Source organism: Ruegeria sp. ABV3_008 (genome assembly GCF_056161185.1).
Genome location: NZ_JBSWYP010000001.1, coordinates 209,433 through 234,018, shown reverse-complemented (window position 1 = coordinate 234,018; position 24,586 = coordinate 209,433). Strand labels below are relative to the sequence as shown.

At 59.2% G+C, this 24,586-nt stretch carries 23 protein-coding genes; 9 read left to right on the top strand and 14 right to left on the bottom strand.

The window, feature by feature from the left end; translation table 11 throughout:
• The first annotated feature begins 107 nt into the window (after window positions 1–107).
• Window positions 108–1,340 (top strand): efflux RND transporter periplasmic adaptor subunit, encoded by a 1,233-nt coding sequence (locus ACXAH8_RS01135; RefSeq protein WP_475215398.1) that lies wholly within the window; start codon window positions 108–110, stop codon window positions 1,338–1,340.
• A complete protein-coding gene (locus ACXAH8_RS01130) occupies window positions 1,337–5,128 on the top strand; it encodes an efflux RND transporter permease subunit (protein WP_475215397.1) in 3,792 nt (1,263 codons plus the stop codon). Before ACXAH8_RS01135 ends, ACXAH8_RS01130 begins: the two co-directional genes overlap by 4 nt.
• A 54-nt stretch (window positions 5,129–5,182) precedes the next feature.
• Here ACXAH8_RS01130 and ACXAH8_RS01125 read toward each other — a convergent pair whose 3' ends face one another.
• The 3 genes from ACXAH8_RS01125 to ACXAH8_RS01115 all read right to left on the bottom strand — a co-directional run bounded on the left by ACXAH8_RS01125 (window position 5,183) and on the right by ACXAH8_RS01115 (window position 8,930).
• Window positions 5,183–5,506, bottom strand: a complete 324-nt coding sequence (locus tag ACXAH8_RS01125) for a hypothetical protein (protein WP_475215395.1) — start codon at window positions 5,504–5,506, stop codon at window positions 5,183–5,185.
• A gap of 98 nt (window positions 5,507–5,604) precedes the next feature.
• Window positions 5,605–7,410, bottom strand: coding sequence for an ABCB family ABC transporter ATP-binding protein/permease (locus tag ACXAH8_RS01120; protein WP_475215394.1), 1,806 nt, complete (start codon window positions 7,408–7,410; stop codon window positions 5,605–5,607).
• A gap of 77 nt (window positions 7,411–7,487) precedes the next feature.
• A complete protein-coding gene (locus tag ACXAH8_RS01115; protein ID WP_475215393.1) occupies window positions 7,488–8,930 on the bottom strand; it encodes a LysM peptidoglycan-binding domain-containing protein in 1,443 nt (480 codons plus the stop codon).
• A 126-nt stretch (window positions 8,931–9,056) separates the two neighbouring features.
• Here ACXAH8_RS01115 and ACXAH8_RS01110 point away from each other — a divergent pair, with 126 nt between their 5' ends.
• Window positions 9,057–9,596, top strand: a complete 540-nt coding sequence (locus tag ACXAH8_RS01110; RefSeq protein WP_475215391.1) for an LOG family protein — start codon at window positions 9,057–9,059, stop codon at window positions 9,594–9,596.
• 36 nt (window positions 9,597–9,632) lie between these two features.
• Here the strand turns inward: ACXAH8_RS01110 and ACXAH8_RS01105 are convergent, their stop codons facing one another.
• The 3 genes from ACXAH8_RS01105 to ACXAH8_RS01095 form a co-directional block, all read right to left on the bottom strand.
• Window positions 9,633–10,091: a host attachment family protein gene (locus ACXAH8_RS01105; RefSeq protein WP_170700291.1), complete on the bottom strand. Its 459-nt coding sequence runs from the start codon at window positions 10,089–10,091 to the stop codon at window positions 9,633–9,635.
• Between the two features lie 234 nt (window positions 10,092–10,325).
• Window positions 10,326–11,111 carry an ABC transporter permease subunit gene (locus ACXAH8_RS01100; RefSeq protein ID WP_475215389.1) on the bottom strand — a complete coding sequence of 262 codons (786 nt, stop codon included), beginning with the start codon at window positions 11,109–11,111 and terminating at the stop codon, window positions 10,326–10,328.
• A gap of 185 nt (window positions 11,112–11,296) precedes the next feature.
• Window positions 11,297–11,896 carry a superoxide dismutase gene (locus tag ACXAH8_RS01095; RefSeq protein ID WP_170552937.1) on the bottom strand — a complete coding sequence of 200 codons (600 nt, stop codon included), beginning with the start codon at window positions 11,894–11,896 and terminating at the stop codon, window positions 11,297–11,299.
• 100 nt (window positions 11,897–11,996) lie between these two features.
• On the opposite strand from ACXAH8_RS01095, the gene ACXAH8_RS01090 reads away from it, so the two are divergent.
• Entirely contained in the window at window positions 11,997–12,758 is a 762-nt protein-coding gene (locus ACXAH8_RS01090) for an FkbM family methyltransferase (protein ID WP_475215386.1), read from the top strand.
• A gap of 111 nt (window positions 12,759–12,869) precedes the next feature.
• Here ACXAH8_RS01090 and ACXAH8_RS01085 read toward each other — a convergent pair whose 3' ends face one another.
• The 4 genes from ACXAH8_RS01085 to ACXAH8_RS01070 form a co-directional block, all read right to left on the bottom strand.
• Window positions 12,870–13,436, bottom strand: a complete 567-nt coding sequence (locus tag ACXAH8_RS01085) for a sarcosine oxidase subunit gamma (protein WP_475215384.1) — start codon at window positions 13,434–13,436, stop codon at window positions 12,870–12,872.
• The gene (locus ACXAH8_RS01080) at window positions 13,429–16,458 is read right to left on the bottom strand and encodes a sarcosine oxidase subunit alpha family protein (RefSeq protein ID WP_475215382.1); all 3,030 of its coding nucleotides are present in this window, start codon (window positions 16,456–16,458) and stop codon (window positions 13,429–13,431) included. Before ACXAH8_RS01080 ends, ACXAH8_RS01085 begins: the two co-directional genes overlap by 8 nt.
• Window positions 16,459–16,501: 43 nt before the next feature.
• Window positions 16,502–16,831, bottom strand: coding sequence for a sarcosine oxidase subunit delta (locus ACXAH8_RS01075; RefSeq protein ID WP_170374095.1), 330 nt, complete (start codon window positions 16,829–16,831; stop codon window positions 16,502–16,504).
• Between the two features lie 277 nt (window positions 16,832–17,108).
• Entirely contained in the window at window positions 17,109–18,353 is a 1,245-nt protein-coding gene (locus ACXAH8_RS01070; protein ID WP_170666423.1) for a sarcosine oxidase subunit beta family protein, read from the bottom strand.
• A 175-nt stretch (window positions 18,354–18,528) separates the two neighbouring features.
• On the opposite strand from ACXAH8_RS01070, the gene ccmI reads away from it, so the two are divergent.
• From ccmI to ACXAH8_RS01055, 3 genes are read left to right on the top strand one after another with little or no spacing between them, the layout of a single operon-like run.
• Window positions 18,529–19,755 carry a c-type cytochrome biogenesis protein CcmI gene (gene ccmI, locus ACXAH8_RS01065; RefSeq protein ID WP_475215380.1) on the top strand — a complete coding sequence of 409 codons (1,227 nt, stop codon included), beginning with the start codon at window positions 18,529–18,531 and terminating at the stop codon, window positions 19,753–19,755.
• On the top strand, window positions 19,752–20,216 hold the full coding sequence (ruvX, locus tag ACXAH8_RS01060; protein ID WP_170374098.1) for a Holliday junction resolvase RuvX: 465 nt from the start codon (window positions 19,752–19,754) through the stop codon (window positions 20,214–20,216). The genes ccmI and ruvX overlap by 4 nt, the downstream gene beginning before the upstream one ends.
• Before the next feature lie 17 nt (window positions 20,217–20,233).
• Entirely contained in the window at window positions 20,234–20,464 is a 231-nt protein-coding gene (locus ACXAH8_RS01055) for a DUF1289 domain-containing protein (RefSeq protein WP_170458987.1), read from the top strand.
• Between the two features lie 4 nt (window positions 20,465–20,468).
• Here ACXAH8_RS01055 and ACXAH8_RS01050 read toward each other — a convergent pair whose 3' ends face one another.
• The 4 genes from ACXAH8_RS01050 to dusA form a co-directional block, all read right to left on the bottom strand.
• Entirely contained in the window at window positions 20,469–20,672 is a 204-nt protein-coding gene (locus tag ACXAH8_RS01050; protein WP_475215379.1) for a hypothetical protein, read from the bottom strand.
• A 313-nt stretch (window positions 20,673–20,985) separates the two neighbouring features.
• Window positions 20,986–21,771: a hypothetical protein gene (locus ACXAH8_RS01045; RefSeq protein WP_475215377.1), complete on the bottom strand. Its 786-nt coding sequence runs from the start codon at window positions 21,769–21,771 to the stop codon at window positions 20,986–20,988.
• Window positions 21,765–22,589 (bottom strand): sulfite exporter TauE/SafE family protein, encoded by an 825-nt coding sequence (locus ACXAH8_RS01040; RefSeq protein WP_170465961.1) that lies wholly within the window; start codon window positions 22,587–22,589, stop codon window positions 21,765–21,767. The genes ACXAH8_RS01045 and ACXAH8_RS01040 overlap by 7 nt, the downstream gene beginning before the upstream one ends.
• Window positions 22,590–22,627: 38 nt before the next feature.
• Window positions 22,628–23,623, bottom strand: coding sequence for a tRNA dihydrouridine(20/20a) synthase DusA (dusA, locus tag ACXAH8_RS01035; RefSeq protein WP_475215376.1), 996 nt, complete (start codon window positions 23,621–23,623; stop codon window positions 22,628–22,630).
• Window positions 23,624–23,881: 258 nt separating this feature from the next.
• Between dusA and ACXAH8_RS01030 the strand changes: the two genes are divergently transcribed.
• Window positions 23,882–24,142, top strand: a complete 261-nt coding sequence (locus ACXAH8_RS01030; protein ID WP_475215375.1) for a hypothetical protein — start codon at window positions 23,882–23,884, stop codon at window positions 24,140–24,142.
• A 283-nt stretch (window positions 24,143–24,425) separates the two neighbouring features.
• Window positions 24,426–24,581, top strand: coding sequence for a light-harvesting antenna LH1, beta subunit (pufB, locus tag ACXAH8_RS01025; protein ID WP_152458403.1), 156 nt, complete (start codon window positions 24,426–24,428; stop codon window positions 24,579–24,581).
• The last annotated feature ends 5 nt before the right edge of the window (window positions 24,582–24,586 follow it).

Genomic DNA, 24,586 nt, shown 5'->3' with positions numbered 1-24,586 from the left:
AATAAACCGAACTAATCAGTTTAGCGTAGAAAATACACAAGCCGACGCCCATCTTTCACTATACTAACCCGGACTAAGCCGGCGAATTTTTTAAGGAGACCAGCTTTATGCGTCTGATTTCATTCATCAATGCAGCCTTGGTGATTGTCGCGCTGTATTTCCTTGTTTTTGAGCGTGACGCGCTGTTCGCCTTTGCAGGCCGAGGTGACGTAGAGGAAAGCACCCCATCAGAGACCGAAGAGGCGGTTGTTTCGCTAGCCAATGAAAATGCTGTGCGCGTGGTCGCCCTGCGCTCGGTCGCGCGCGAGATTGACAGCGCCGTCCTGCTGCGCGGCCAGACAAAAGCCAACCGTCAGGTCGAAGTGCTGGCCGAGACGACCTCGACCGTGATTTCGGAACCCAAGCGCCGCGGCGCCTTTGTTGAGGCGGGCGATCTGCTGTGTGAGCTTGATCCCGGCACCCGCCCCGCCAGCCTAGCCGAAGCGAAGGCAGGCAAGCTTGAGGCCGAAAGCCGCATCCCCGAGGCAGAGGCGCGTCTGGAAGAAGCACATGCCCTTGTGGCCGAGGCCGATATCAACCTGAAAGCGGCCCGCAAACTGTCCGAGACGGGCTTTGGCTCGGAAACTCGCCGCGTCTCCTCCGAGGCCGCGATGAGCAGCGCCGAAGCAGGCATCAAATCGGCTGAAGCCGGGTTGGAAGCCACCCGCGCCGGAATCGAATCCGCCGCTGCCGAGGTTGAAGCTGCCCAACGTGAAATGGATCGGCTGACGATTGAGGCCCCGTTTCAGGGCCTGCTGGAAAGCGACACCGCTGAATTGGGCAGCCTGATGCAGCCGGGAACGCTCTGCGCCACGATCATCCAGCTGGACCCGATCAAGCTTGTTGGCTTCGTGCCCGAGACCGAAGTTAACCGCGTTCAGGTCGGGGCGCTGGCCTCGGCCCAACTGGTCACCGGTCGTCAGGTCGAAGGCCGCGTAACCTTCCTCAGCCGTTCGGCAGATGAGACGACCCGCACCTTTGAGGTCGAGATCACCGTACCGAACGAAGACCTGACTATTCGCGATGGCCAGACAGCGACAATCCGTATCTCGGCCGAAGGGGCCAAGGCGCATCTGCTGCCGCAATCGGCTCTGACCCTCAGCAATGAAGGGCAGTTGGGCGTGCGCACCGTCGGCGCGGGCGATGTGGTCGATTTCATGCCGGTCCGCGTGTTGCGCGACACGGCCGAGGGCGTTTGGATCGACGGTCTGCCTGAAACCACGGACATCATCGTGGTCGGGCAGGAATTCGTCGTCAAAGGCGTCACCGTGAACCCGACCTATCAGGAGGTCACGCAATGACGGGTATCGTCAGCTGGGCCGCCGACCGGGCCCGCATGGTTCTGGCTTTCATCCTGATTTCGCTGGTCATCGGCGGGTTTGCCTATGTCAATCTACCAAAAGAGGGCGAGCCGGATATCGAGGTCCCTGCCCTTTTCGTGTCGGTCGTTTTCCCCGGAATCTCGGCAGAGGATTCTGAGAACCTGCTGGTCAAACCGATGGAGACCGAGCTGGCAGATTTGGACGGTCTCAAAGAGATGACCGCGACCGCCGCCGAGGGATATGCAGGCCTGTTCCTTGAGTTCGAATTCGGCTGGGACAAGACCGCGATCACCGCCGATGTCCGCGACGCGATGAATAGCGCACAGGCCGAGTTCCCTGACGGGGCCGAGCAATACTCGCTGAGCGAGTTGAACTTTTCCGAGTTCCCCATCGTCATCGTCAACCTAACCGGCGCGGTGCCTGAACGGACCATGGCGCGCATCGCCAAGGACCTGCAAGACGACATCGAAGCGCTTGATTCCGTGCTTGAAGCCGGGATCGCAGGCAATCGCGATGAGCTACTTGAGGTCATCATCGACCCATTGCGTCTTGAGGCCTACAACGTCACCGCCAATGAGCTGATCACGGTTGTGCAAAACAACAACCAGTTGATCGCAGCGGGCGAAGTGGACAGCGCTCAAGGTGCTTTTTCGGTCAAGATCCCATCGTCCTTCAAAACCGCGCAGGACGTGTACGGCTTGCCCATCAAGGTCAACGGCGACCGGGTCGTCACGCTGGGTGAATTGGCCGAAATCAACTACACGTTTGAGGATCGTGAAGGCACGGCCCGGTTCGACAATGTGCCAACCGTCGCGTTGCAGGTGGTGAAGCGTAAGGGCTTCAACCTGATCGATACGGTCGAGCAGGTCAAAGCCACGATTGCCGAAGCGCAAACCAAGTGGCCCGCCGAATTGCAGGCTGCGGTGGACGTGGGCACATCGAACGACCAAAGCCGGATCGTTGGATCCATGGTCAGCCAGTTGGAGGGCTCGGTCCTGACGGCGATTGCGCTGGTGATGATCGTGGTTCTGGCCTCGCTGGGGTCGCGGGCGGCGCTTTTGGTGGGCTTTGCGATTCCGACCTCGTTCCTACTGTGCTTTGCCTTTCTCGCGGTCATGGGGGTCAGCATTTCGAACATCGTGATGTTCGGTCTGATCTTGGCCGTTGGTATGCTGGTGGATGGCGCGATCGTTGTGGTCGAATATGCGGACAAGCGCATCAAAGAGGGCGTCGGCCCGATGCATGCCTATGTCGAGGCGGCGCAGCGCATGTTCTGGCCCATCGTCTCCTCCACGGCCACGACACTCTGTGCCTTCTTGCCGATGCTGTTCTGGCCCGGTATTCCGGGTGAGTTCATGGGCATGCTACCGGTCACGCTGATCTTTGTTCTCTCCGCGTCGCTGATCGTGGCCCTGATCTACCTGCCAGTTATGGGCGGCGTCTCGGGCCGGTTGAGCCGAATTTTCGACCGTGCTTCTGACTGGTTGCGTGGTCGTACGCCATGGTGGCTGCGCGCCGTTCTGGTACCCCCGTCCTTCTATTTGGTCTTCCTCGGCGCGATGCAGGTCCTTAACCCCTCTTATCTGGTCGAGGATGGTGGTTCGCTCCTCGGGGCCGTTCTGATGATCCTTGGAGCTTTCGCCGGATCGGTCACGCTAGGCGCGGCCCGGATCGAGCGCAAACCCGATACCAAGGTTCACACGGCCAAGGAACACACGCCCTTCGGCTATGTCATCAAGTTCCTAGTGGGCAATCCGGTGATGCCGATTGTCTCGATCGCTGCCGTTATCATGGCTGTGATGACGGTGATCTCGGTGTTCGGCGAAAACAACCGAGGCGTCGAGTTCTTCGTCGAAAGCGAGCCTGAACAGGCTACCGCTTACGTTCGCGCGCGGGGCAACCTTTCGTTGATGGAAAAAGACGCCATGGTGCTGGCCGCCGAACAGGTGATTGCCGCGCACCCGGCCGTGATCAACGTCTTCTCGTTCGCGGGCGAAGGTGGGCTGACCCAGAATAATGGCGGCGCGCAAGACCCGGCAGACACGGTTGGACGCGTCCAGTTCGAAATCATCCCATGGGAAGACCGCCCCAACGTCTCTGAACCTATTCTGGGCGGGCTGTTTGATCGGCATTTCATCGCCCCCGAATATGATGGCGACTATGTTCTGGAAGAACTGAACACCCAACTGGCCGAGCTGCCCGGTTTCGAGGTTGAGATTCTGGCGCTGGAACAAGGCCCCGCCTCAGCCAAGCCCGTGCATCTGCGGATCAAGGGCGACGGGTGGGAGCCGCTGACTGCTGCTACTGTCGCCGCCCGAGAGGTTTTCGACACGACCCCCGGCCTGATCAAGATAGAAGACACCCTGCCCCTGCCCGGAATCGACTGGCAGATCGACGTTGACGTCGCCAAGGCAGGCCGATTTGGCGCAGACGTGGCCACCGTCGGGGCCATGGTACAGCTGGTCACACGCGGCATCCTTCTGGGCGAAATGCGCCCCGACACCACGGATGAAGAGATCGAGATCCGTGTCCGCCTGCCCGAAGAGGACCGTGTCTTGTCAACGCTGGACACGCTGAAGGTGCGGACGGCGGACGGCCTCGTACCCTTGTCCAACTTTGTCACCCGTCAGCCGGTCGCCAAACTGGCCGAAATCAACCGTGTTGATCAGGAACGTTATTATGACGTCAAAGCCGATGTCGAAGCTGGCCTGAGCAAAGCGGTGGTCGCTGGACCCGACGATGGCGAAAAGCGCTTGGCCGTTCTGCGCGCGATTGCGGATGGAGCTGAGCCGTCCTCTGCAGCGATCACAGCGCCCAATGGCAAGCAATACGATCTGGTGCAATTGACCGGGGCTGAGACAACCGAGGAGCTGCGCACCGCCGTTGAAAATGGTGAAGCCAGCATCGCGCCGATCAATCCCAACGAGCGTATCGCCGTCCTGACTGAATGGCTGAACACCAACCCGTTCGACCCTTCGATCACATGGGAATGGACCGGTGATCAGGAAGAACAGGCGGAAAGCCAGGCGTTCCTGTCCAGCGCGTTTCTGGCGGCCTTGGGGCTGATGTTCGTAATCCTGCTGGCGCAGTTCAACAGCTTCTACAACTCGGTTCTGGTTTTGCTGGCAGTTGTACTTTCCACAACCGGCGTTCTGATCGGGATGCTGGTGATGGAGCAACCCTTCTCGATCATCATGACCGGTACGGGGATCGTCGCTTTGGCAGGGATCGTTGTGAACAACAACATTGTTCTCATCGACACCTATCAGGAGTACAGCCGCTACATGCCGCGGATCGACGCGATCGTGCGTACGGCTGAGGCTCGGATTCGCCCCGTTCTGCTGACAACGCTGACCACAATGGCCGGTCTGACACCAATGATGTTTGGCCTGTCGCTTGACTTCATCAACGGCGGCTACACTATCGACAGCCCCACTGCACTATGGTGGAAACAGCTGGCCACCGCCGTGGTCTTTGGCCTCGGCATCGCCACCGTGCTGACCCTGATCGTGACCCCATCGATGCTAGCTCTCCGAGTCTGGGTGACAACCTATGCCATCTGGCTGGGCAAACTTCTGGCGCGAGTCACAGCAGGCCGGTCCAGCCAGATTGCACAGGACATGGCCATCGGCCAAAGCGCTCGGGCCGCGCAAGCAACCGAGATTGTCTGGGACGAGCAGCCGGCGCCTCGGCCCGAGCAGGCGACAGGGACGGAAGAGGATCACCCGACCATCCCGCCCGGGTCACCGCTAAAAGCAGCCGAGTAACCAACAAAAATGGCGAGCCAAAGGCCCGCCATTTTTGTTTCTTCAAACGTTTTTCTATTCCGAGAACGCGTATTCGCCCAGATCGCACAGGTCCAGGTCGTAGTCCTCAACCGCGCTGCCGTCATCAAACACGCCGCGAATATCATAGACGCAGGTCACAAGCCCATCCGCGATCAAAACATCGATCTCATAGTCTGGTGCGAGGTATCCATCCTGCAGAAGATTCCCCTCCCAACTGCCGGATGACGCGGGGGAGACATTGAATTCGACCAGATCCGCGCTGGTTTCATTAACCAGCAGAAACTCCAGATCTTCGGCGGACGCGGCAGATGCCGCGAGTATCAAACCGAGTGTCAAGGAAGTGACGATTTTCTTCATTCTTTGCTCTTTCCTGTTCGATGGCAAAACCAAACCTGACGCGATACTGCGCTAGTTGGGGTTTCAACCAGTGGACGAGTCGCGTCAAACAGAAAATCTTAGGCAGCCTGTGTGTCGGCCTGCTGGCGGCTCCACAATTGGGCGTAGCGACCTTCGCGCGCCAACAACGCATCATGGGTGCCCTGTTCGATGATCTCACCGCTTTCCAGAACCACAATCTGGTCGGCCTCGGCAATCGTGCTCAGACGGTGCGCGATGGTGATCACGGTCCGCCCTTCGCCAGCTCGGGCCAGAGCATCCTTGATCTCCTGCTCAGTATCGGTGTCGAGGGCCGAAGTCGCCTCGTCCAGCAGTAGGATAGGCGGGTTCTTGAGCAGCGTCCGCGCGATGCCGACACGCTGCTTTTCTCCGCCTGACAGCTTGAGCCCACGCTCACCCACCTTGGTGTCATATCCTTCGGGCAGAGAGGCGATGAAATCGTGGATTTGTGCTGCACGCGCGGCCTCTTCCACATCGTCCTGCGTTGCGCCATCACGGCCATAGGCAATGTTGTAGCGGATGGTGTCGTTGAACAACACCGTGTCCTGCGGCACAACGCCGATGGCCGCGTGAAGGCTGGTCTGAGCCACATCCCGCACGTCCTGGCCATCGATTTTCAACGCCCCGCCGGTCACGTCGTAAAACCGGAACAACAACCGCCCGATGGTGGATTTCCCGGACCCCGTCGCGCCGACAATGGCGACGGTCTGCCCTGCAGGCACCGACAGCGATACTCCTTTGAGGATCTCGCGCTCCGGATCATAACCAAAGCGCACATTCTGCAGGGTCACCTCGCCTCCATTGACCTTCAGGTCCGGAGCGTCCGGCTTGTCTTTCACCTCGGCGGGCTGTTCCAGCAGGTCGAACATCTGGCCCATATCGACAAGTGCTTGCCGAATCTCTCGATACACGGTGCCCAGAAAGTTCAAAGGCACGGTGATCTGGATCATGTAGGCATTCACCATGACGAAATCGCCAACCGTGAGCGTGCCGTTCTGAACCCCAATCGCGGCCAGGACCATCACTCCGATCAGGCCGCAGGTGATCAGGAAAGACTGCCCAAAATTCAGGAAGGCCAGAGAATAGGCGGTTTTCAAGGCCGCCCCCGCATAGGCTTTCATCGACACGTCATACCGGTTCGCTTCACGCTGTTCGGCATTGAAATACTTGACAGTTTCGAAATTCAACAGGCTGTCGATGGCGCGTTGGTTCGCCTCTGTATCCTGATCATTCATCTCGCGGCGCAGCTTCACGCGCCATTCGGTGACGGCAAAGGTGAACCAGATGTAAAGCGCGATTGTGACAGCCACGACGACCAGATACCAGACATCGAACAGCCACATCAGGATGATTGCGACAAGCAGCAGCTCCAGGATCAGCGGTCCGATGGAAAACAGCAGGAACCGAAGAAGGAACTCGACGCCCTTGACCCCGCGTTCAATGATCCGGCTGAGACCCCCGGTTCGGCGCCCCACGTGATAGCGCATGGACAGTTGATGGATATGCTGAAAGGTCTCCAACGCGAGCGCACGCAAGGCCCTTTGGCCCACGGGGGCAAAGGCTGCATCGCGCAATTGCTGAAAGCCCACAGTCATCATCCGGGCGACACCATAGGCCACGGTCAGCCCCACCGCGCCAAGGGCCAGAGGGGGCACGCCCTCGCCCGCCAGACCGTCCACCGCACCTTTGTAAAGGATCGGCGTATAAACAGCGATCAGCTTGGCCAACACCAGCATCGCCATGGCAATCACAACTCGGCGCTTCACCCATGGCTCATCCTCAGGCCACATATATGGCGCAACCTTGCGGATCGTCCGCCAGCCAGAGCGGCGCTCGTCAATTCCGGCCAATTCGTCCGATGTCATGGGGGGCATACGTCGCATTACCTGCCTAGTGTGAAGTGCAATATGGGCTCCGGCCCGAGAAAGGCCAGAGCCTGAGCTTATTCAGGAATGGTGAACACCTGCCCCGGGAAAATCAGGTCCGGGTCGCGGATCAGCTCGCGGTTGGCATCGAACAGGCGGACATATAGCACGCCGTCTCCGAATCGCTCACGCGAGATGGCCCACAGGGTGTCGCCCGCTTGAACCGTGACCGACCGGATCGGCGCAGGGGTTTCCTGCGGTTGCTCCGAGGTTTGCGCCTCGGCCGCCTGCAACACCTCGACGGGTTCACGTTTGAAAGGCGTTTCAACCCGGCTCAGGACTGTGCCGTCGGAATGCACCTCGTCCACTCGCAGGGTGTAGACGCCGGGGTCGATCCCTTCGAGGTCGCCCCGCCAATTGCCATCCTCTTGTGGAGTCACATCCGCCACCAGACGGTTGTTGAGGTATATACGTACAGCCGATCCTTCGTTGAGACGGCCTGTCAGTTGCACATCGCCGGTGTCTGAATAGCCGATTGTGTCCAGCTCAACCTGCTCGGGCGCGGAGTTCTCTTCGGACGGGGATTGCACCAGCTCTACCCCATCCTCGCCTGAACGCAGGATGGCGACCTGTTGATTTTCAGCAGGGGTTTCGGTTTCTTCTTCCGGGGCCAATTCAGCCTCAGCAACGGCCTCTTCTGTATCCGCACCAGTGTTCTGGGTTTCGGCACCGGCATCTGCAGTTTCTGTAACGGTGCCCTCGGCTTCTGTGCCCGCGTCTGCAGTTTCCGTACTGGCGTCCTCAGCTTCCGTACCAGCGTCTGCGGTTTCCCTCGACTGTTCGGGCTCAACATTTGCCACAGTCGTACCTTCCGCCTCAGGCTCGGGATCTTCAGCAACTTCCGGTTCCGAGGACGTTTCCTCAACCGTTGGCGCTGGCTCCTCGGGGGCGGGTTCTGGCAGGGCTGCGATCAGATAGTCGTCAGATCGAACGGTTTCATCCCCATCGGTCGACTGCAGAACAAGGCCGCGCGGACCATCGCTGAACGGGACCGCAACGAATTCGGCGAACTCACCCGTTTCATCGACAGAAAACTGATGCACAACCTCACCGTTCAGCACCACATCAACCTCGCTGCCCGGCTCTGCCTCACCCGACAGCAACGCGCTACCGTCCGGCGACACGAAAATCTGGTCCAACGCCGGAGGTGTCGAAAGGGTAGCCTCAACTGCAACTTCTTCGGGCTGGGCTTCGGGTTCTTCTGCGGCAGGTTTCTCAGCCTCGGCTTCGGCGATAGCCACCTCTGGCTCGGGTGCGGACTCCTGCGAGGCCTCCTCTTCCGGTGCAACCTCAGGGGCAGGAGCTTCCTCTGCCACCCCAACCTGTTCCTGCACGGGTTCGGAACTGCTTGAAAACACACCTGACAAATACAGACCACCGGCCGCAAGAATTGCTACAAGGCCGACAAGCAGCCCCCAGATGAAGCTGCCCGAGCTTCCGCTTCCCGATGTGCCGTTCATTCTTTCCCTTTCATTCCGCCGCGAAACTGATGTGAGTGACTCGTGTTCCGGCGGACAGTTGAGCCAACCTATCAATCTCGCTATCAGGGGTCAAAACGTCTGAAACAAGCCCGGAGCGCACCTGTCATGTCCCAGAAATCCGTCTGTGTGTATTGCGGGTCACGCAATGGCACCAATCCCGCCTATTCTGATGCGGCCAAGCAGTTGGGAACCGCGCTGGCGCAGGAGGGCTGGCGGTTGGTTTACGGGGCCGGAGATGTGGGTCTGATGGGGGAGGTTGCGCGGGCTACGCAATCTGCCGGGGGTGAGACCTTCGGCGTTATCCCGGTGCATCTGGTCCAGCGCGAAGTCGGCAAAAGCGACCTGACGCATTACGTGATCACCGAGACGATGCACGAGCGCAAGAAAGTCATGATCATGAATGCGGATGCCGTCGTGGTACTGCCCGGAGGGCCGGGATCACTGGATGAGTTATTCGAGGCCCTGACATGGCGGCAGTTGGGCCTGCATGACAAGCAGATTGTGGTGGTGAATGTGGGGGGCTACTGGGACAAGCTCCGCGACCTTCTGGAACAGGTGATCGAACAAGGCTTTGCCGATCAATCTCTATCAAGTTTCGTGACTTGGGTCGAGGATGCGGACGCGGCCATCGCCGCTTTGCGGTAGGCAGATGTATGGGCGGCTGAAGCCGCCCGTTTTCATTCACGCCAGACGTGGCGCAGGGCGAAGGCGCTGTTTCAGCACCTGTTCGACCTTGTGAAGCGGGTGGTTGGTCAGGGTTTTGTCCACCTCGGCCACGACTTTGGCCAGCACCTCACTATGCAGCCTGCGCCGCAGCAGGCCCAGAACGTGCGGGCTGGCCACCAGTACAAGCCTGCTGAATTTGCCTTTCAAACCCTTGCGGTTCAGAAGATTGGCGAGGTCCTGCACGAACAGCGATTTCGCATGGGATTTCCAGTCTGGCTCCTCAACCGCCGATTTCTGGTTCGGCCCCGGATCAGACCGCCGACCGGCCCTGTCAGTGGGGCGGTCGTGAGATTCTTGCTCCTCAACCGAAACAACAACCAGATTGGGGTCTTCGGCATCGGTGATGTTCTCGACGAACAGTGCCTTTTCCCCATCCGCGATAACAACCCAGGTTCCCTGTTCAAGTGCAGCCATTATGCTCTCCCGTAGTGGTTTCCATGGCTATCCCTCATGTATTGGGCACAAGTTCTTTGCTTCGCGGTCAGAGCGTTCTGGCGCGGTGTTTGCTTGTGCTTCCAATGAGTGCGGCTCTCTCCCACCGCTGTATTTACTTAAGCACTGGCGGACCCGGTACAATCCCGTCTCATACCGAAACTTGACGTATCGGCAAGTTTTCACCTGCGCTTCATGTTCGAGCAGATCGCGGACCTAGTGGATGCCTGCGGTCAGACCCCGCATCAGCCATCGCTGCAGCCCGATCACGACAATAGCTGGTGGCAGCAGCGCCAAAAGCGCCAGAACCATGCCTGCCGTGCCGCCAAAACCCGAGTAAGCCATACCACGCACCAAAGTGTCATGGTCCTGACTGGTGGTGGTGATCATGATCGGCCAGACATACTGGTTCCACCCCAGCACAAACAGGATCGCGAATACAGCCGCGATCATCGGCAGAGACAGTGGGACAATGATATCAAACAGTACACGCAGCGGTCCGGCGCCGTCCATCTGGGCGGCCTCCATCACTTCATTTGGGATCTGCCGCATGTATTGACGGAAGACCAGCACGCCCAGACCGCTGGCCGTGATCGGCAGGATCATCCCGGCGTAGGAATTGAGCAGCCCAAGATCACTGGCAACGGCGAAGGTCGGCAGGATCCGGGTCTCGATCGGAAAGAACATCGCGATCAGGATCACGCCGTAGATCAATCCGCTACAGGGCAGTCGAAAGAACACCAACGCATAGGCAGCCATCATCGACATCACGCTTTTCAAGATGGCAACGCCAAGGGCCAGTACCAGCGAATTCCACATCATCGCCCCTGCCCCAATCCCAGCGCTGCTGAGGCCACCACGCCAGACCCGCTGAACCAAGGCCCAAAGCTCGAGCGGATCAAGGGCCGTGAGCAACTGCCAAAGCAGCAGGCAGACCGGCCCGCACATCAAGGCAACGCCCGCCAGAAGAATCGCGTGATCGAGGAGATGGTTTCCACGCAAGCTTGAGGTCCAATCGTCAAAATGGCGGTTTGCCAGTTGGTTACAGCAGGACTGTCACGGTTGAGACGGTCCCGCAAGGTTTGCTGCGCGGATTGACCAACCGCGCCACATAAAAACTATGCCAATGAAAAAGGCCTGCCAGCGTCTCCGCCAGCAGGCCCTTGTGCCCAAACGGGACTCTCAGATCACATGCGCGACGCGACGTTTTCCCAGTTCACCAGGTTGTCGAGGAAGTTCGACAGGTAAGCCGGACGCTTGTTGCGGAAGTCGATGTAGTAGGAATGCTCCCACACGTCGCAACCCAGCAGAGCGGTCTGACCAAAGCACAGCGGGTTCACGCCGTTTTCGGTTTTGGTCACGGCCAGCGAGCCGTCTGCGTTCTTGACCAGCCATGCCCAGCCCGAGCCGAACTGACCAGCGCCAGCCGCGCTGAACTGCGACTTGAATTCGTCAACCGAGCCGAAGCTTTCGGTCAGCGCTTTTTCAAGCTCGCCAGGCATCGCGCTTTCGCCGGGGCCCATCATCTCCCAGAACTGGTTGTGGTTCCACAACTGGCTGATATTGTTGAAGATACCGTTCTGCGCGACGGCATTTGCGTCGTAGGTCCCTACGATGATCTCTTCCATCGACTTGCCGTCCCACTCGGTGCCGGCGATCAGCTTGTTGCCGTTGTCGACATAGGCTTTGTGGTGCAGGTCGTGGTGATATTCCAGCGTTTCGGCGGACATGCCCTTGGCTGCCAGCGCGTCATGTGCATAAGGAAGATCAGGAAGTTCAAAAGCCATGTCGGCCCCCTGTAAAATAAAAGTTGCGGTTCCCAAGGGTTAAATGCTTTGGCAACTGCCGCAGGTCAAGGGGCGAGACAATAAAACCCGGAGGTCCGCGATGCTGACACAGGCGCGCAAGATGTTTTACCGCGCCCGCGGATACTATGCAGGGAACCTGAATGGTCAGGCGTTCCGGCTGGATCCCTACCATTCAAAATTCTGGCGCAAAGCCTCGGCCGGAGATTGGGAGCCTGAGACCTTCGCCGCTCTCGATCAGTTTCTGTCCCCGGAAAGCGACTATCTGGATATCGGCGCTTGGATCGGGCCGACGGTCCTCTACGGTGCGCGCAATGCCCGCCATGTGTATTGTTTTGAACCCGATCCGACCGCGTTTCGCCATCTGGCCTGGAACCTGGACCTGAACGATATCCGCAATGTCTCGGCCTTCGGAGTGGCGTTGTCAGATCAGTTCGGAGTGGCCCGCATGGCCTCAACCCGAGGAGAGCCAGGCGATTCCACCAGTTCCCTTTTACACGACGCGGCGCATGGAACGGATGCTTTGACAATCGCATGGGAGCAGTTCCAGGCTGTCCAGGATTTAAGCCGGGTCTCGCTGGTGAAAATGGATATCGAAGGGGCGGAGTTCTTTGTCCTGCCCACGCTTGTGGACTGGCTGAAACAGAAACGTCCCGCCCTTTTTCTCTCCTTGCATGCGCCGCTTTTGGAAGAGGCAGACAGGCGTTCCCGTATGGAAGTCCTGCTGGACAGCCTACGGTTCTATAGCAATCTGTGCGACGAAAACGGGCAGCCGGTGACGGTGCAGGCGCTGTTGGAACCCACGGCGCTCAATCGCTATCAAACGATCCTTTTGCATGATTGAAGCGGTCGCCGCTAGAGCCTCCGATCACTCTTAGCTGGTAATTGTAAAGTCAGAACGCAAAAGGCTCCGGCCAAAAAATCGGAGCCTTTTTTGACATCAGTCGTCGGGTCGTTAGTATACCCCGACCTCACTGCCCGGCTGCGCCGCAACCTTGAGCAGTTTGAACACATAGTCAGCCGCCGAACGGAAGCAGACAACGCGTAGGGTCTCGGCGTCGTCCATCCAGAAGGCACCAGCGACCTGAGCCAGACGCGAACGGCGAATTTGGCCGGGTTGGAAAGCCGCAGGTGACAGATCGACCGGAGCAACCTTGCCCAGAACTTCACGCGCGTTGCTGCCCGAGACTGTGAACACAGCACGGGCGTCCGAGACATTGACGGCAAGCGCATGCGTACCGCCAAGCGCGTTGGTCATCTCGGCCAGTTTGGCCTCGACCTCAGCATAGGGCACAAGTACCAGCAGCTCATCGGTTGACATCCAGCATACGCCGGTATCGCCATCGACCAGCGCCTCACGCTGACCGGGCATTTTCTGCCCGGTTGCATTCTTGACCGCCTTGGCCAGCACCTTGTCGGACAGATCGCCGCGCAGGGTGATCATGCCCTGCAGGCCGACCTCGGCCACTTTGGCGATACCGTCATAGCTGGCGTGGTTCAGTGCACTGATGGGTTCAGACATTCTGCTTCTCCCCGTCCTTGTCGTAGAAGATCGGATCGACGATCTTGGCTTTGTAGGTTTTGCCATCGGTTCCCGGGAACTCGACAATCTCGCCCAAGCGGTCAGGACCGTGCTTGATCAGACCCATGGCGATGCCTTTGCCCAGATTGGCCGAGTAATAGGTCGAGGTGACACGCCCGATCATGTTACGCTGGCCGTTGGCATTGACACCCTCGCCCACCGCATAGGCTCCGTCCGGCAGAACCGATCCATCCACAGTCTCTAGACCGACCAGTTTCCAACGCTCCGGATCGGCCATATGGGACCGCGAATGGGCACGTTTCCCGAGGTAGTCCTCTTTCTTCTTGGACAGCGCCCAGTGCAGCCCCAGATCCTGTGGGATCACGGTGCCGTCGGTCTCGTCGCCGATCATGATAAAGCCCTTCTCGGCCCGTAGGATGTGCAGACATTCGGTGCCGTAAGGCATCACGCCGAACTCTTTGCCCGCGTCGATCAGAGCGTCCCAGAACGCTTGACCCTGGCTTGCAGGGACCGCGATCTCATAGGACAGCTCACCCGAGAACGAGATGCGGTAGGCCCGCGCATCGAACGCGCCGATCTTGCCGTCACGCCATTCCATGAAGGGCAGCGCCTCCTTCGAGACATCCATGCCGCCACCGGCTTGGGCGTTCAGCTTCTCCAGTACCTTGCGGGCGTTGGGGCCAACCACCGCGACCTGAGCATATTGCTCGGTGACGTTCGCGACGTAGACTTTCCAGTCCCACCACTCGGTCTGCAGCCATTCTTCCATGTGACCATGGATGCGCTCGGCACCGCCGGTGGTGGTGTGGCACAGCCATGTGTCCTCGTCGATGCGGGCAACAACACCGTCATCGATCAGGAAGCCGTTCTCGGAACACATCAGGCCATAGCGGCATTTACCGACCTTCAGCGTGGACATCATGTTGGTGTACATCATGTCCAGGAACTTGCCAGCATCGGGGCCTTTGACGATCAGTTTACCAAGCGTCGAAGCGTCCAGCAGGCCAAGGTTTTCGCGGGTGTTCTTTACCTCGCGATTCACCGCGTCATGTACGGATTCACCGGGACGGACATAGGCATAGGTCCGGCGCCAATGGCCGACCGGCTCCCAGTCTGCACCGTTCTGGTCGTGCCAGTTGTGCATCGGCGTTTGACGGATCGGCTGGAACACCTCACCACGTGCTTCACCACCGATCGACGCCAGCGAGATAGGCGTATAGGGCGGACGGAACGTCGTGGTACCGACCTTCGGAATCTCGGAATCCAGCGCATCAGCAAGGATCGCCAAGCCGTTGATGTTGCTCAACTTACCCTGATCCGTCGCCATACCCAGCGTGGTGTAACGCTTGGTGTGTTCGACGCTTTCATAACCTTCGCGCGCAGCCAGCTGAACGTCCGAGACCTTCACGTCGTTCTGAAAGTCCAACCACGATTTCATGCGCAGCTGGATGTCGGCGTTGGCAGGCATCAGCCAAACAGCGGCCATAGGAGCCTCGGCCGTGGTTTCGCCCGTGGGAGCCTTGGTGCGTTTCGCCTTGTAACCGGCCGCCTTGGCCGCCGCTTTACCTGCGGCATCCGCGTCAGTCAGAACTTCACCGAGAGCCAGAGGACCGTTAGACGAACCCGCAGCGATCACGAAGCCTTCACCGTCTGCACCCAGCGGAGGACGTTCAGGGTTAGGACGGAAATGGGCGTTCGCCTCATCCCAGATCAGCTTGCCGCCGCAATGCGACCACATGTGAACAACCGGAGACCAGCCGCCCGACATGGCGACTGCATCGCATTCGACCTCCTCCCGTGCACCACCGATGCCTTCCTGGTTGCACAGCGCAACTTTTTTGACGCGCTTGCCGCCCTTGACCTTGGCGATGGCCTTGCCGGGATCGACACGGATGCCTAGCTGACGCGCCTCTTCCGCCAGAGGTCCGGCGCTTGCGCGCGCATCGACCACGCGTAGAACATCCACACCGGCTTTCTTGAGGGCAATTGCAGTGCGATAGGCGTCGTCATTGTTGGTCGCAACGATAACGCGGTCGCCCGGGGTCACGCCCCAGTTCACCACATAATCCCGCATGGCCGAGGCCAGCATCACGCCCGGAACATCGTTGCCCGCGAAAGACAGCGGACGCTCAATCGCGCCGGTTGCTGTGACAACCTGTTTGGCACGGATACGCCACAGGCGGTGACGAGGGCCTTGCACGCCCGGAGTGTGGTCCGTCAGGCGCTCGTAACCCAGTACGTAGCCGTGGTCATAGACCCCTGCCCCCATGCAGCGATTGCGCAGGATGACGTTGTCCATTGTTTCGAGTTCAGAAACTAATTGTTCCACGAACTTATCCACAGGCTCACCGTCGATCGTTCCACCATCAACCGGAGCACGACCACCCCAATGCGCAGTCTGCTCGATCAGCATGACCTTGGCACCGGATTGAGCTGCCGTTTTGGCCGCCTGAAGACCGGCAACACCGCCACCGATCACCAGTACATCGGTGAAGTGGTAGAAATGCTCATAGGTGTCTGCATCACGATTGTCCTTGTCGGGCGCTTTGCCCAGCCCGGCGGACTGACGGATGAACGGCTCGTAGACGTGTTTCCAGAACGGCTTCGGATGGATGAACATCTTGTAGTAGAAGCCAGCCGGCAGGAAGCGCGACAGATGGGTGTTGATCGACCCGATGTCGAACTCGAGGTTCGGCCAGTGGTTCTGTGACACAGACGTCAGACCGTTGAACAGCTCGGTCGTGGTGGCGCGCTGGTTCGGTTCAAACCGGTTGCCTTCGCCCAAACCGACCAGAGCGTTCGGCTCTTCCGCGCCACTGGCAACGACGCCACGCGGACGGTGATACTTGAACGACCGGCCCATCATCATCTGGTCATTGGCCAGCAGGGCAGAGGCAAGCGTGTCACCTTCATAGCCCTGCATCGAGGTGCCGTTGAAGGTAAAGGTAACCTGTTTCGACCGGTCAATCAGCCGGCCTTGATTTGCGAGACGGGTGCTCATGTTGCGGACCTTTCGCAGGCGAAATTACGGATGGATGGGCGGATCATTTAAACTCTCTCCACGTCCAGCCGGGACGCTTGGCTGTGATGGCGTCCTTGATCTCTTGCGGTGGCTCGGTGGTCTGGGCCGGATATGTGCCGAACACCTCAAGCGTGTTGGTGCAGCGCGCCGCGTGGAACCACTTGCCACAACCATTTGCGTGGCGCCAACGTTCGAAATGAACGCCTTTTGGGTTCTCACGCATGAACAGGTAGTCGTGGAATTCATCATCCGACGAGCCTGGACCAAAGCGCTTCAGATGCGCTTCGCCGCCAGCGGCCAGTTCAGTTTCTTCGGCATCGACGCCGCAATAGGGGCAATTCAGGATCAGCATCGTGCCACTCCTCGCTTGAAATTTTGCAACCACAGGCCCAAGTGCTCAGTATGGATATTGGACCAATTCTTACGCTCACCATTGCGATCTTTGTTTTCGTCGCAGGCTGCTGGCTTTTTTTGAGAAGACAAACTCACAAAAAGCCATTGGAACAAACTCATACGCCGCATTCGCCCGGCAGCGGGTACGACCGAGCGGAGGCAATCCGAAACGGTGTAATGGGTGACAACGGGCATGATCGTTAACCCCAACCGAAAGCATGTTTCCGGTTTAACCATCAGTGCGCCACCCCGGCGGCGACGCTTTCGTCGATGAAGCGACCCTCTTTGAAGCGGTCCATCGAGAAGGCCTCGGTCAGTGGTGAATGACCTGTCGCCATCAGCTGTGCCATACCCCAGCCCGAGCCCGGAATGGCCTTGAAGCCACCGGTTCCCCAACCTGCGTTGATGAAACAGCCCTGAAGCGGCGTTTTCGACAGGATCGGAGACCGGTCGCCGGTCATATCCACAATCCCGCCCCACTGACGCAGCATTTTCAGGCGCGAGATCATTGGGAAGGTCTCGACCAGTGCGCGGACGGTTTCCTCGATGTGATGGAAGCTGCCACGCTGGGTGAAGTTGTTGAACCCGTCGGTACCGCCGCCGATCACCATCTCGCCCTTGTCGGACTGCGACATGTAGCCGTGAACAGTGTTGGCCATCACGACCACGTCCATGCAGGGCTTGATCGGCTCGGACACCAGGGCCTGCAGCGCAACGGCTTCCAGCGGCAAGCGGAAGCCTGCCATCTCGGCCAGCTGTCCGGAATGGCCCGCAACCACGATCCCCAGTTTGTCGCAGTCGATCGCCCCCTTGGTGGTATCAACGCCAACAACGCGACCATTGTCCGAGCGCACGCCGGTGACTTCGCATTTCTGAATGATATCCATGCCCATGGCCGAACAGGCGCGTGCATAGCCCCAAGCCACTGCATCATGACGCGCAGTGCCGCCGCGTTCCTGCCAAAGGCCACCCAGAACCGGGTAGCGCGGACCGTCCAGATTGATGATCGGCACCAGCTCTTTCACGCGTTCGGGTCCGATCCACTCAGTCTGAACACCCTGCAGCGCATTGGCATGCGCCGTGCGCTGGTAGCCGCGAATTTCGTGCTGAGTCTGCGCCAGCATGATCACGCCGCGGGGGCTGAACATAATGTTATAGTTCAGGTCCTGACTCAGGTCCTCATAGAGGCCCCGCGCCTTTTCATAGAGCGCCGCCGAAGGATCCTGCAGGTAGTTCGACCGGATGATGGTCGTGTTCCGGCCCGTGTTCCCGCCGCCCAGCCATCCTTTTTCGATGATGGCGACGTTCTGGATGCCGTAGTTTTTACCAAGGTAGTAGGCGGTCGCCAGACCATGCCCCCCGGCACCGACGATGATGACGTCGTATTTTTTCTTTGGCTCGGGCGAGCGCCATGCGCGCTCCCATCCGGTGTGATAGCGCAACGCTTCGCGCGCGACAGCAAAGGCTGAATAGTGTTTCATAAGCGAATCCATCCGGTTCGGTGATTGGCGCAGGTATGCCGCGTCGACCGGGTATATCCACGCCGGTCAACGCCGCAATATAGCACTATTGCGACATGTGGCACATTCGCGGCCATTTGTCCCTTTTTTTAGGCGGCCCGCAGGTCTAAGTCAGGGCAGAATTTCAGGAGAGAGCATGACGTTCTGGGTCATTTCATGTCTGATCGCGCTGCTGGTCGCAGGGTTCCTCGGCTACACGCTTTTGCGCGGCCGCCGCGCGGACGAGCCAACCGCAGCCTACGATCTGCGCGTCTACCGCGAACAACTGGCCGGTGTGGACCGTGATCTGGCCCGTGGTGTCATTGGCGAAGCCGATGCCGAAAGGGTCCGCACCGAGATCTCACGCCGCATTCTGGCAGCAGACGCCCAGATGCAGGGCGACCGGGCAACCTCTGGCCCGTCGCGTGGGTTTTCCGTCGTCACCATCGCAATCGTAATGCTGGTCGTGATCGGTGGCGCGCTAGCGCTGTATTACCGAACCGGTGCCGTCGGCCTGCCCGACCAGCCCCTGACCGCAAGGCTGGCATTGGCCGAGGAGGTCCGGACGAACCGCCCGGCGCAAGAAGCGGCCGAAGCCCTTGCCACACCGCCGAAGCCGCGACAACTAGAAGAAAGCTACGCAACGCTGCTCCAGCAACTGCGCGACACCGTGGCGGCCCGGCCGAATGACCTGCAAGGGCATATCCTGCTGACACAGCACGAAGCCAATGCTGGGAACTTCAAGGCTGCTTATGCCGCGCAGCAACGCGTTATTGAGCTTTCGGGTCAGGCAGCAACAGCCGATGACTACTCGGATCTGGCCGAAAAGATGATCCTTGCAGCAGGCGGCTACATCTCGCCCGAGGCCGAGCAAGTTCTGGCCGCCGCGCTTGAACGTGATCCCCGACACGGCCCGGCACGCTACTACTGGGGGCAGATGCTGGCCCAGACCGGACGTCCCGACCTCGCCTATCGTGTCTGGGTCGACACCGCGCGGGATGCGCCAGCGGGCGCACCCTGGGGTGATGCCATTCGCGCCCAATTGGATGAGCTTGCCTTTCGCGCGGGGGTTTTCAACGGCCCAGACCCCAGCTCATTGGGGCAGCCCGGCCCAAGTCAGGACGATGTCGCCGCCGCAGCCGAGATGACCCCGGAAGAACGGCAAGAGATGATCCAAGGCATGGTTGACCGTCTGTCTGATCGCCTGGCGACTGAGGGCGGTCCTCCTCAGGACTGGGCGCGCCTGATCGCGGCGCTTGGCGTTTTGGGTCAGGCCCAGCGTGCAATAGATATTCGCGACGAAGCCGAGATCCTCTTTGCCGACAACCCCGAGGCGCTTGAGATGATCGACGCAGCCGCCCTGCAAGCCGGTATTGCCCAATGATCCACGACGATTTTGAGGGTTTCGCCGCTTCCCTGTCGCCGATGACGGCGCTTATGGGGCTGGATCTGGGTGAAAAGACCATCGGCGTGGCGGTCTCGGACCGGATGCGCGGGGTGGCCAGCCCTCTGGAGACCGTGCGCCGCAAGAAATTCACCGTCGATTCCGCGCGCTTGCTTGAGTTGATCAAGGATCGCGAGATAGGCGGCGTCATCCTCGGGCTACCAAAAAACATGGACGGTTCCGAAGGCCCCCGTTGCCAATCTACCCGTGCCTTTGCCCGCAACTTAACCCGTCTGACCGACTGCCCCATCGGCTTTTGGGACGAGCGTCTGAGCACAGTTGCGGCAGAAAAGGCACTTTTAGAGGCGGATACGACACGAAAACGTCGCGGACAGGTTATTGATCACGTTGCAGCAGGGTATATCTTGCAGGGAGCGCTGGACAGGCTGCGCTTTTTGTAACGGGTCGGAGACCACGAATGACGAACATGGTTTGGCAGCGCGATGAGGTCGAAAGCCCCTGTGTACGAATATGTGTTGTCCACCCGACAGAACAGATTTGCACCGGCTGTTACCGCACCCTTGATGAGATCGCGCGCTGGTCCCGCATGGACAGCAGCGAACGCGCCGAAATCATGGAGGCTCTGCCCGCCCGCAAACCACGCCTTGCCAAACGGCGCGGCGGACGGGCCGCTCGTCTGAAAAGCTAACCGCTCACTCCACCGGGCTGGTTTCGTTCTTTGCTTTGTCACGCCTGCCCGCCTGTCGGGTCGCGAGTTCATCCTTGAACAGGTCAGAATATTCAGACCGGCTGGTTCTTGGATGTTTGGCAGACCGTTCCATCGTGGTGGCGACAGTCACGGGTTGCGCGTGATCGTGCAGCTTGGAAAAGCGTCGTAGAAAGCTTTTGAAAGACATTAAGAACCAATCAATTAAGTGTGCCTGCTGCGGGTCGGACGCACGCCTCGAAAAATGCGAGGCGAAAGCCGGTTCCGTGAGTGAGTGGCGACCCGCAGCGGCACGGTCTGGCTAAAGAGTTTTCAGCCGGAACGACGAAGAAAACGCCGTCCGTTGTATATTCATTGACTCAGCAATCAATAAACTTATCGCAAAGTGACCCTACGTCATTTTTCGTGACAAGCCGGGTTTTGAAGCCCTCAAGTCCCGAACAGGGCAAATGTGGGCGCGGTCTGCTTGGGAAATACGGGGGAACCGTTTCCCCACCGAGACATCATCGTGTTTCAATCCACTCCGCGACGCCGTTTGTGCATTCGGGGCGGAAATAGGCAATCATACGTCCATCCGGACCCGCGGTCGCCTCATCTGGCCATGGCGCAACGCCATGCAGGCAATGGCGGTGCAGCAGATAGGCCTCGCCGGGTTTGGCAGGCAATTCGATCCTTGGGCAGGTCTCGAAGACCTCGCGGCGGGTCGCCTGATATATATCGGTGATGTCGACCTGACTCAGATCGGTCTGGGACTGATCCGCAAAAGCCGCTCTGAAGGCCTCTCCCATAAGGATATGGCTACCTTCCCACAACACCATCGGCGAGGCATCGGGGCTGGCATCCGACAGGGGAATGCCCAAAATCCACGCATGCGGTTCATCCACGCGACGACGACGCTCCGGCCCCATAGGTCGTAACCCGTCCACATGCGCCGCGTCGCGATTGCGCCTGTAGCGCCCGGCGGCCTCGCTTTCACCCTTCCGAGGGCGGGGATACCCCGGATAGATGATCGACACCTGCCCCGGATGCAGCGGCAATGCGCCCAGATGCGCCGCGATGAAATCCATAGCCATCCCGGACAGCGGATTTGACGCCCCTACTTTGCCCAGTTCATCATTGGGCAAGGCGTCGACACCAACAAACCATGTGCCCTCGCAATCCAGCCATTCGGCATGTTCAGGGGCCGTGACCGACTGCTGAGCGGCGGGCAAAACTTGCCCAATCCATTCCGCCAGAGCCAGGTCGAACGGGAATTTGACCCAACCCTTCGCCCAGAAATCCTCTACCATCCCAACGCCTTCCGCAGCATGTTCAAAGCGACCAGTGTCAGGAACAGTGCAAAGACCCTCTTGAGCGGCTTCGGGTCCATCGCATGAGCGAGTTTGACGCCCCAAGGGGCCGTAATCATCGTCATGGCGACCACAAGCCCGAAGGCCACAAGGTTCACGGCCCCAATCGTCAGCGGGGGCCTGTGTTCAGGGGCGATCTCCAGGAAAAGAAAGCCCAGCACCGACGGCACGGCAATGATCACTCCGAACCCTGCAGCCGTTGCCACAGCCCGGTGGATGGGCGTGTTGTAAAGGCTCATAAGGGGGACGCCGAAACTGCCGCCTCCGATCCCCATCAGCACCGACAGGAACCCAACGGACGGGGACAGAACCGCGCGCTTGATCCCCTTGGGCATCGCATCCCCCAAGCGCCATTCCGAGCGACCAAAGCCCAGATACGCACCAATCACCATGCCCAGAACGCCGAACAGCGCCTGCAGGGCCTCTGTCCGCAAGGCCGAGGCGACCAGCACGCCGACAATCGCCCCCACGACAATACCCGGCCCCCATCCACGCAGGATCTGCCAATCCACGGCGCCCTTCTTGTTATGGGCCAGCACCGACCGGACCGAGGTTACGATGATCGTCGCCAAGGACGTCGCCAGGCACAGCTGCATCAACTGCGGCCCGCCATATCCAAGCGTTTGGAACGCGTAAAAAAACGCAGGCACAAGCACGATGCCTCCGCCCACGCCAAGCAGCCCCGCCAGAACGCCCGCAAGTGCGCCAATTACAAGCAAAAGGCCCAGCATCTGGGCCAGCAACATCGTCTCGGGCATCTTCCCCCCAAACCGGTCAGAGACCGGGCTTCATTCGTTCAAACCTCGGCCAGAGGCGCCACGTGATCGAGCGCCTTCAGCATCACTTCGGGCCCTGCCCCATCCTGCACCGCCCCTTCCGACAGCGCGCGCCGCCAGGCCCGTGCACCGGGGCGTCCGGCAAAGAGGCCAAGCATATGCCGCGTGATCTGGTGCAAACGCCCTCCGTTGACAAGGTGCTGCTCGATATAGGGCACCATTTGCCGGGCCACCTTGATCGGGTCCCGAGCGTTGCCGCTCTGGTAAATCCGCACATCCGCCTCAGACAGAGTGTCCGAGGGCTGATGATAGGCCGCCCGTCCAATCATCACCCCGTCCAGCCCGGCCTCCAGATGCGTCTGCGCCTCGTCCAACGAGGTAATGCCGCCATTGATCGATATGTGAAGATCCGCGAAATCAGCCTTCATCTGATGAACGAGGTCATAGTCGAGCGGAGGGATATCGCGGTTCTCTTTCGGGCTGAGCCCCTGTAGCCACGCCTTGCGCGCGTGGATCGTCACCCGTCGGCACCCGGCCTGCTGTATCTTGTCCAGAAAGTCCGGCAGCACGTCGCGCGGTTCCTGATCGTCCACGCCAATCCGGCATTTGACGGTCACATCGACCGAGACAGCCTCACCCATAGCGGCCACGCAGTCGGCGACCCGCGCAGGGTCTTTCATCAATACAGCCCCAAACGTGCCCGATTGCACCCGGTCCGATGGGCAACCGCAATTCAGGTTGATCTCATCATACCCGGCCTCAGCTCCAAGCCGCGCGGCCTGCGCCAGCTCTTCTGGGTCCGAGCCACCTAACTGCAGAGCAACTGGATGTTCCTGCGGGCTATAATCCAACAGATGCAACGCTCCACCACGCACCAGCGCGGGCGCGGTTACCATCTCGGTGTAAAGCAGCGTCTGCTCACTCAGCAGCCGATGCAAAAACCGGCAATGGCGGTCGGTCCAGTCCATCATGGGTGCCACGCTTAGGCGTGCCGCTTTTTGTGCGTTATTTTTCAAAGCACTAACTCCATGCACCTTCGACCTTCGCGTAGCACGATTACCTTGGATTCCGGGGTGTTTCCGGGGGCGTTCGATTCGAACGTGCTACGGTGTAGCACATCCAAAGCATACAAACAGCGGCACGAATGCTGCTGGATACTGAGCCGGGCATGCTCATTGTGCATGCATCCGTTGCCCACCGGAAATCGACTATCAAACCCCGGTTTTTTTTGATGTTCGAACCGAATTCCCCAGAGACCAAGATGGGTGTAATCCATGACCAAGCTCAACGACCGTACACAGCGCCTTGTCGCGGCCACTACTGCTCAAAAATGCCCGCCCCCACCACGCACAGCAAAGAGGAAAAAGGCTTCTAAGAAACCGCCTTCCGCAAACCTCAAGGAGAAATTCGAGGAACCAAACACCAATAAGATTGCGGGCAGAGAACGCCATGTGCCCCATGGGGTCAAACTCGCAGGCGTGTCGTTAGAAAACAGCGCAGCGTCAAGTAAACCTTTCGAAGTCCGGCAAGCGTGAAGATGGTGGAACAAGAAACTTCTGGAAATCGAGTTGAATGGGTTTCCTATTCATATTTTTGGGAATGTTGTCGCGATGAAAGGCAGGATCTTTCCAAAATGCGGACTCTAAAAAGTGTCTAATTGACCTGACAGTTTTAACTGTCATATAATAATGACACTTCGGTTTCTTTGAATGCGCTCCATATCGGCTGTGCGCACCCGACCGGAGAACTTGCCGTGCAGGATCCGTTCCACGCGTTTTTGGCACGTTATTTTCAACAGCCGATCAACGGGAGGCAATCATGTCTGACGACCCAGAAAAAGTATGGCCAACCGGTCTCAACCTACGTGAGGCTGAAGAGGTCCACAGCTACCTGATCGACGGGACCCGTGTGTTTGGCGTTATCGCTCTGCTCGCGCATATCCTTGTCGCGGTCGCAACACCTTGGCTCGGATGAAAGGA

Coding starts and splice junctions, on each gene's coding strand:
- ACXAH8_RS01125 (WP_475215395.1), bottom strand. CDS start 5,506: ATGAAGAAAATCGTCACTTCCTTGACACTCGGTTTGATACTCGCGGCA.
- ACXAH8_RS01040 (WP_170465961.1), bottom strand. CDS start 22,589: ATGCCCGAGACGATGTTGCTGGCCCAGATGCTGGGCCTTTTGCTTGTA.
- ACXAH8_RS01130 (WP_475215397.1), top strand. CDS start 1,337: ATGACGGGTATCGTCAGCTGGGCCGCCGACCGGGCCCGCATGGTTCTG.
- ACXAH8_RS01095 (WP_170552937.1), bottom strand. CDS start 11,896: ATGGCTTTTGAACTTCCTGATCTTCCTTATGCACATGACGCGCTGGCA.
- ruvX (WP_170374098.1), top strand. CDS start 19,752: ATGATCCACGACGATTTTGAGGGTTTCGCCGCTTCCCTGTCGCCGATG.
- pufB (WP_152458403.1), top strand. CDS start 24,426: ATGTCTGACGACCCAGAAAAAGTATGGCCAACCGGTCTCAACCTACGT.
- ACXAH8_RS01030 (WP_475215375.1), top strand. CDS start 23,882: ATGACCAAGCTCAACGACCGTACACAGCGCCTTGTCGCGGCCACTACT.
- ccmI (WP_475215380.1), top strand. CDS start 18,529: ATGACGTTCTGGGTCATTTCATGTCTGATCGCGCTGCTGGTCGCAGGG.
- ACXAH8_RS01135 (WP_475215398.1), top strand. CDS start 108: ATGCGTCTGATTTCATTCATCAATGCAGCCTTGGTGATTGTCGCGCTG.
- ACXAH8_RS01045 (WP_475215377.1), bottom strand. CDS start 21,771: ATGGTAGAGGATTTCTGGGCGAAGGGTTGGGTCAAATTCCCGTTCGAC.
- ACXAH8_RS01085 (WP_475215384.1), bottom strand. CDS start 13,436: ATGTCTGAACCCATCAGTGCACTGAACCACGCCAGCTATGACGGTATC.
- ACXAH8_RS01050 (WP_475215379.1), bottom strand. CDS start 20,672: ATGTCTTTCAAAAGCTTTCTACGACGCTTTTCCAAGCTGCACGATCAC.
- ACXAH8_RS01075 (WP_170374095.1), bottom strand. CDS start 16,831: ATGCTGATCCTGAATTGCCCCTATTGCGGCGTCGATGCCGAAGAAACT.
- ACXAH8_RS01120 (WP_475215394.1), bottom strand. CDS start 7,410: ATGACATCGGACGAATTGGCCGGAATTGACGAGCGCCGCTCTGGCTGG.
- ACXAH8_RS01110 (WP_475215391.1), top strand. CDS start 9,057: ATGTCCCAGAAATCCGTCTGTGTGTATTGCGGGTCACGCAATGGCACC.
- ACXAH8_RS01055 (WP_170458987.1), top strand. CDS start 20,234: ATGACGAACATGGTTTGGCAGCGCGATGAGGTCGAAAGCCCCTGTGTA.
- ACXAH8_RS01080 (WP_475215382.1), bottom strand. CDS start 16,458: ATGAGCACCCGTCTCGCAAATCAAGGCCGGCTGATTGACCGGTCGAAA.
- ACXAH8_RS01115 (WP_475215393.1), bottom strand. CDS start 8,930: ATGAACGGCACATCGGGAAGCGGAAGCTCGGGCAGCTTCATCTGGGGG.
- ACXAH8_RS01105 (WP_170700291.1), bottom strand. CDS start 10,091: ATGGCTGCACTTGAACAGGGAACCTGGGTTGTTATCGCGGATGGGGAA.
- ACXAH8_RS01070 (WP_170666423.1), bottom strand. CDS start 18,353: ATGAAACACTATTCAGCCTTTGCTGTCGCGCGCGAAGCGTTGCGCTAT.
- ACXAH8_RS01090 (WP_475215386.1), top strand. CDS start 11,997: ATGCTGACACAGGCGCGCAAGATGTTTTACCGCGCCCGCGGATACTAT.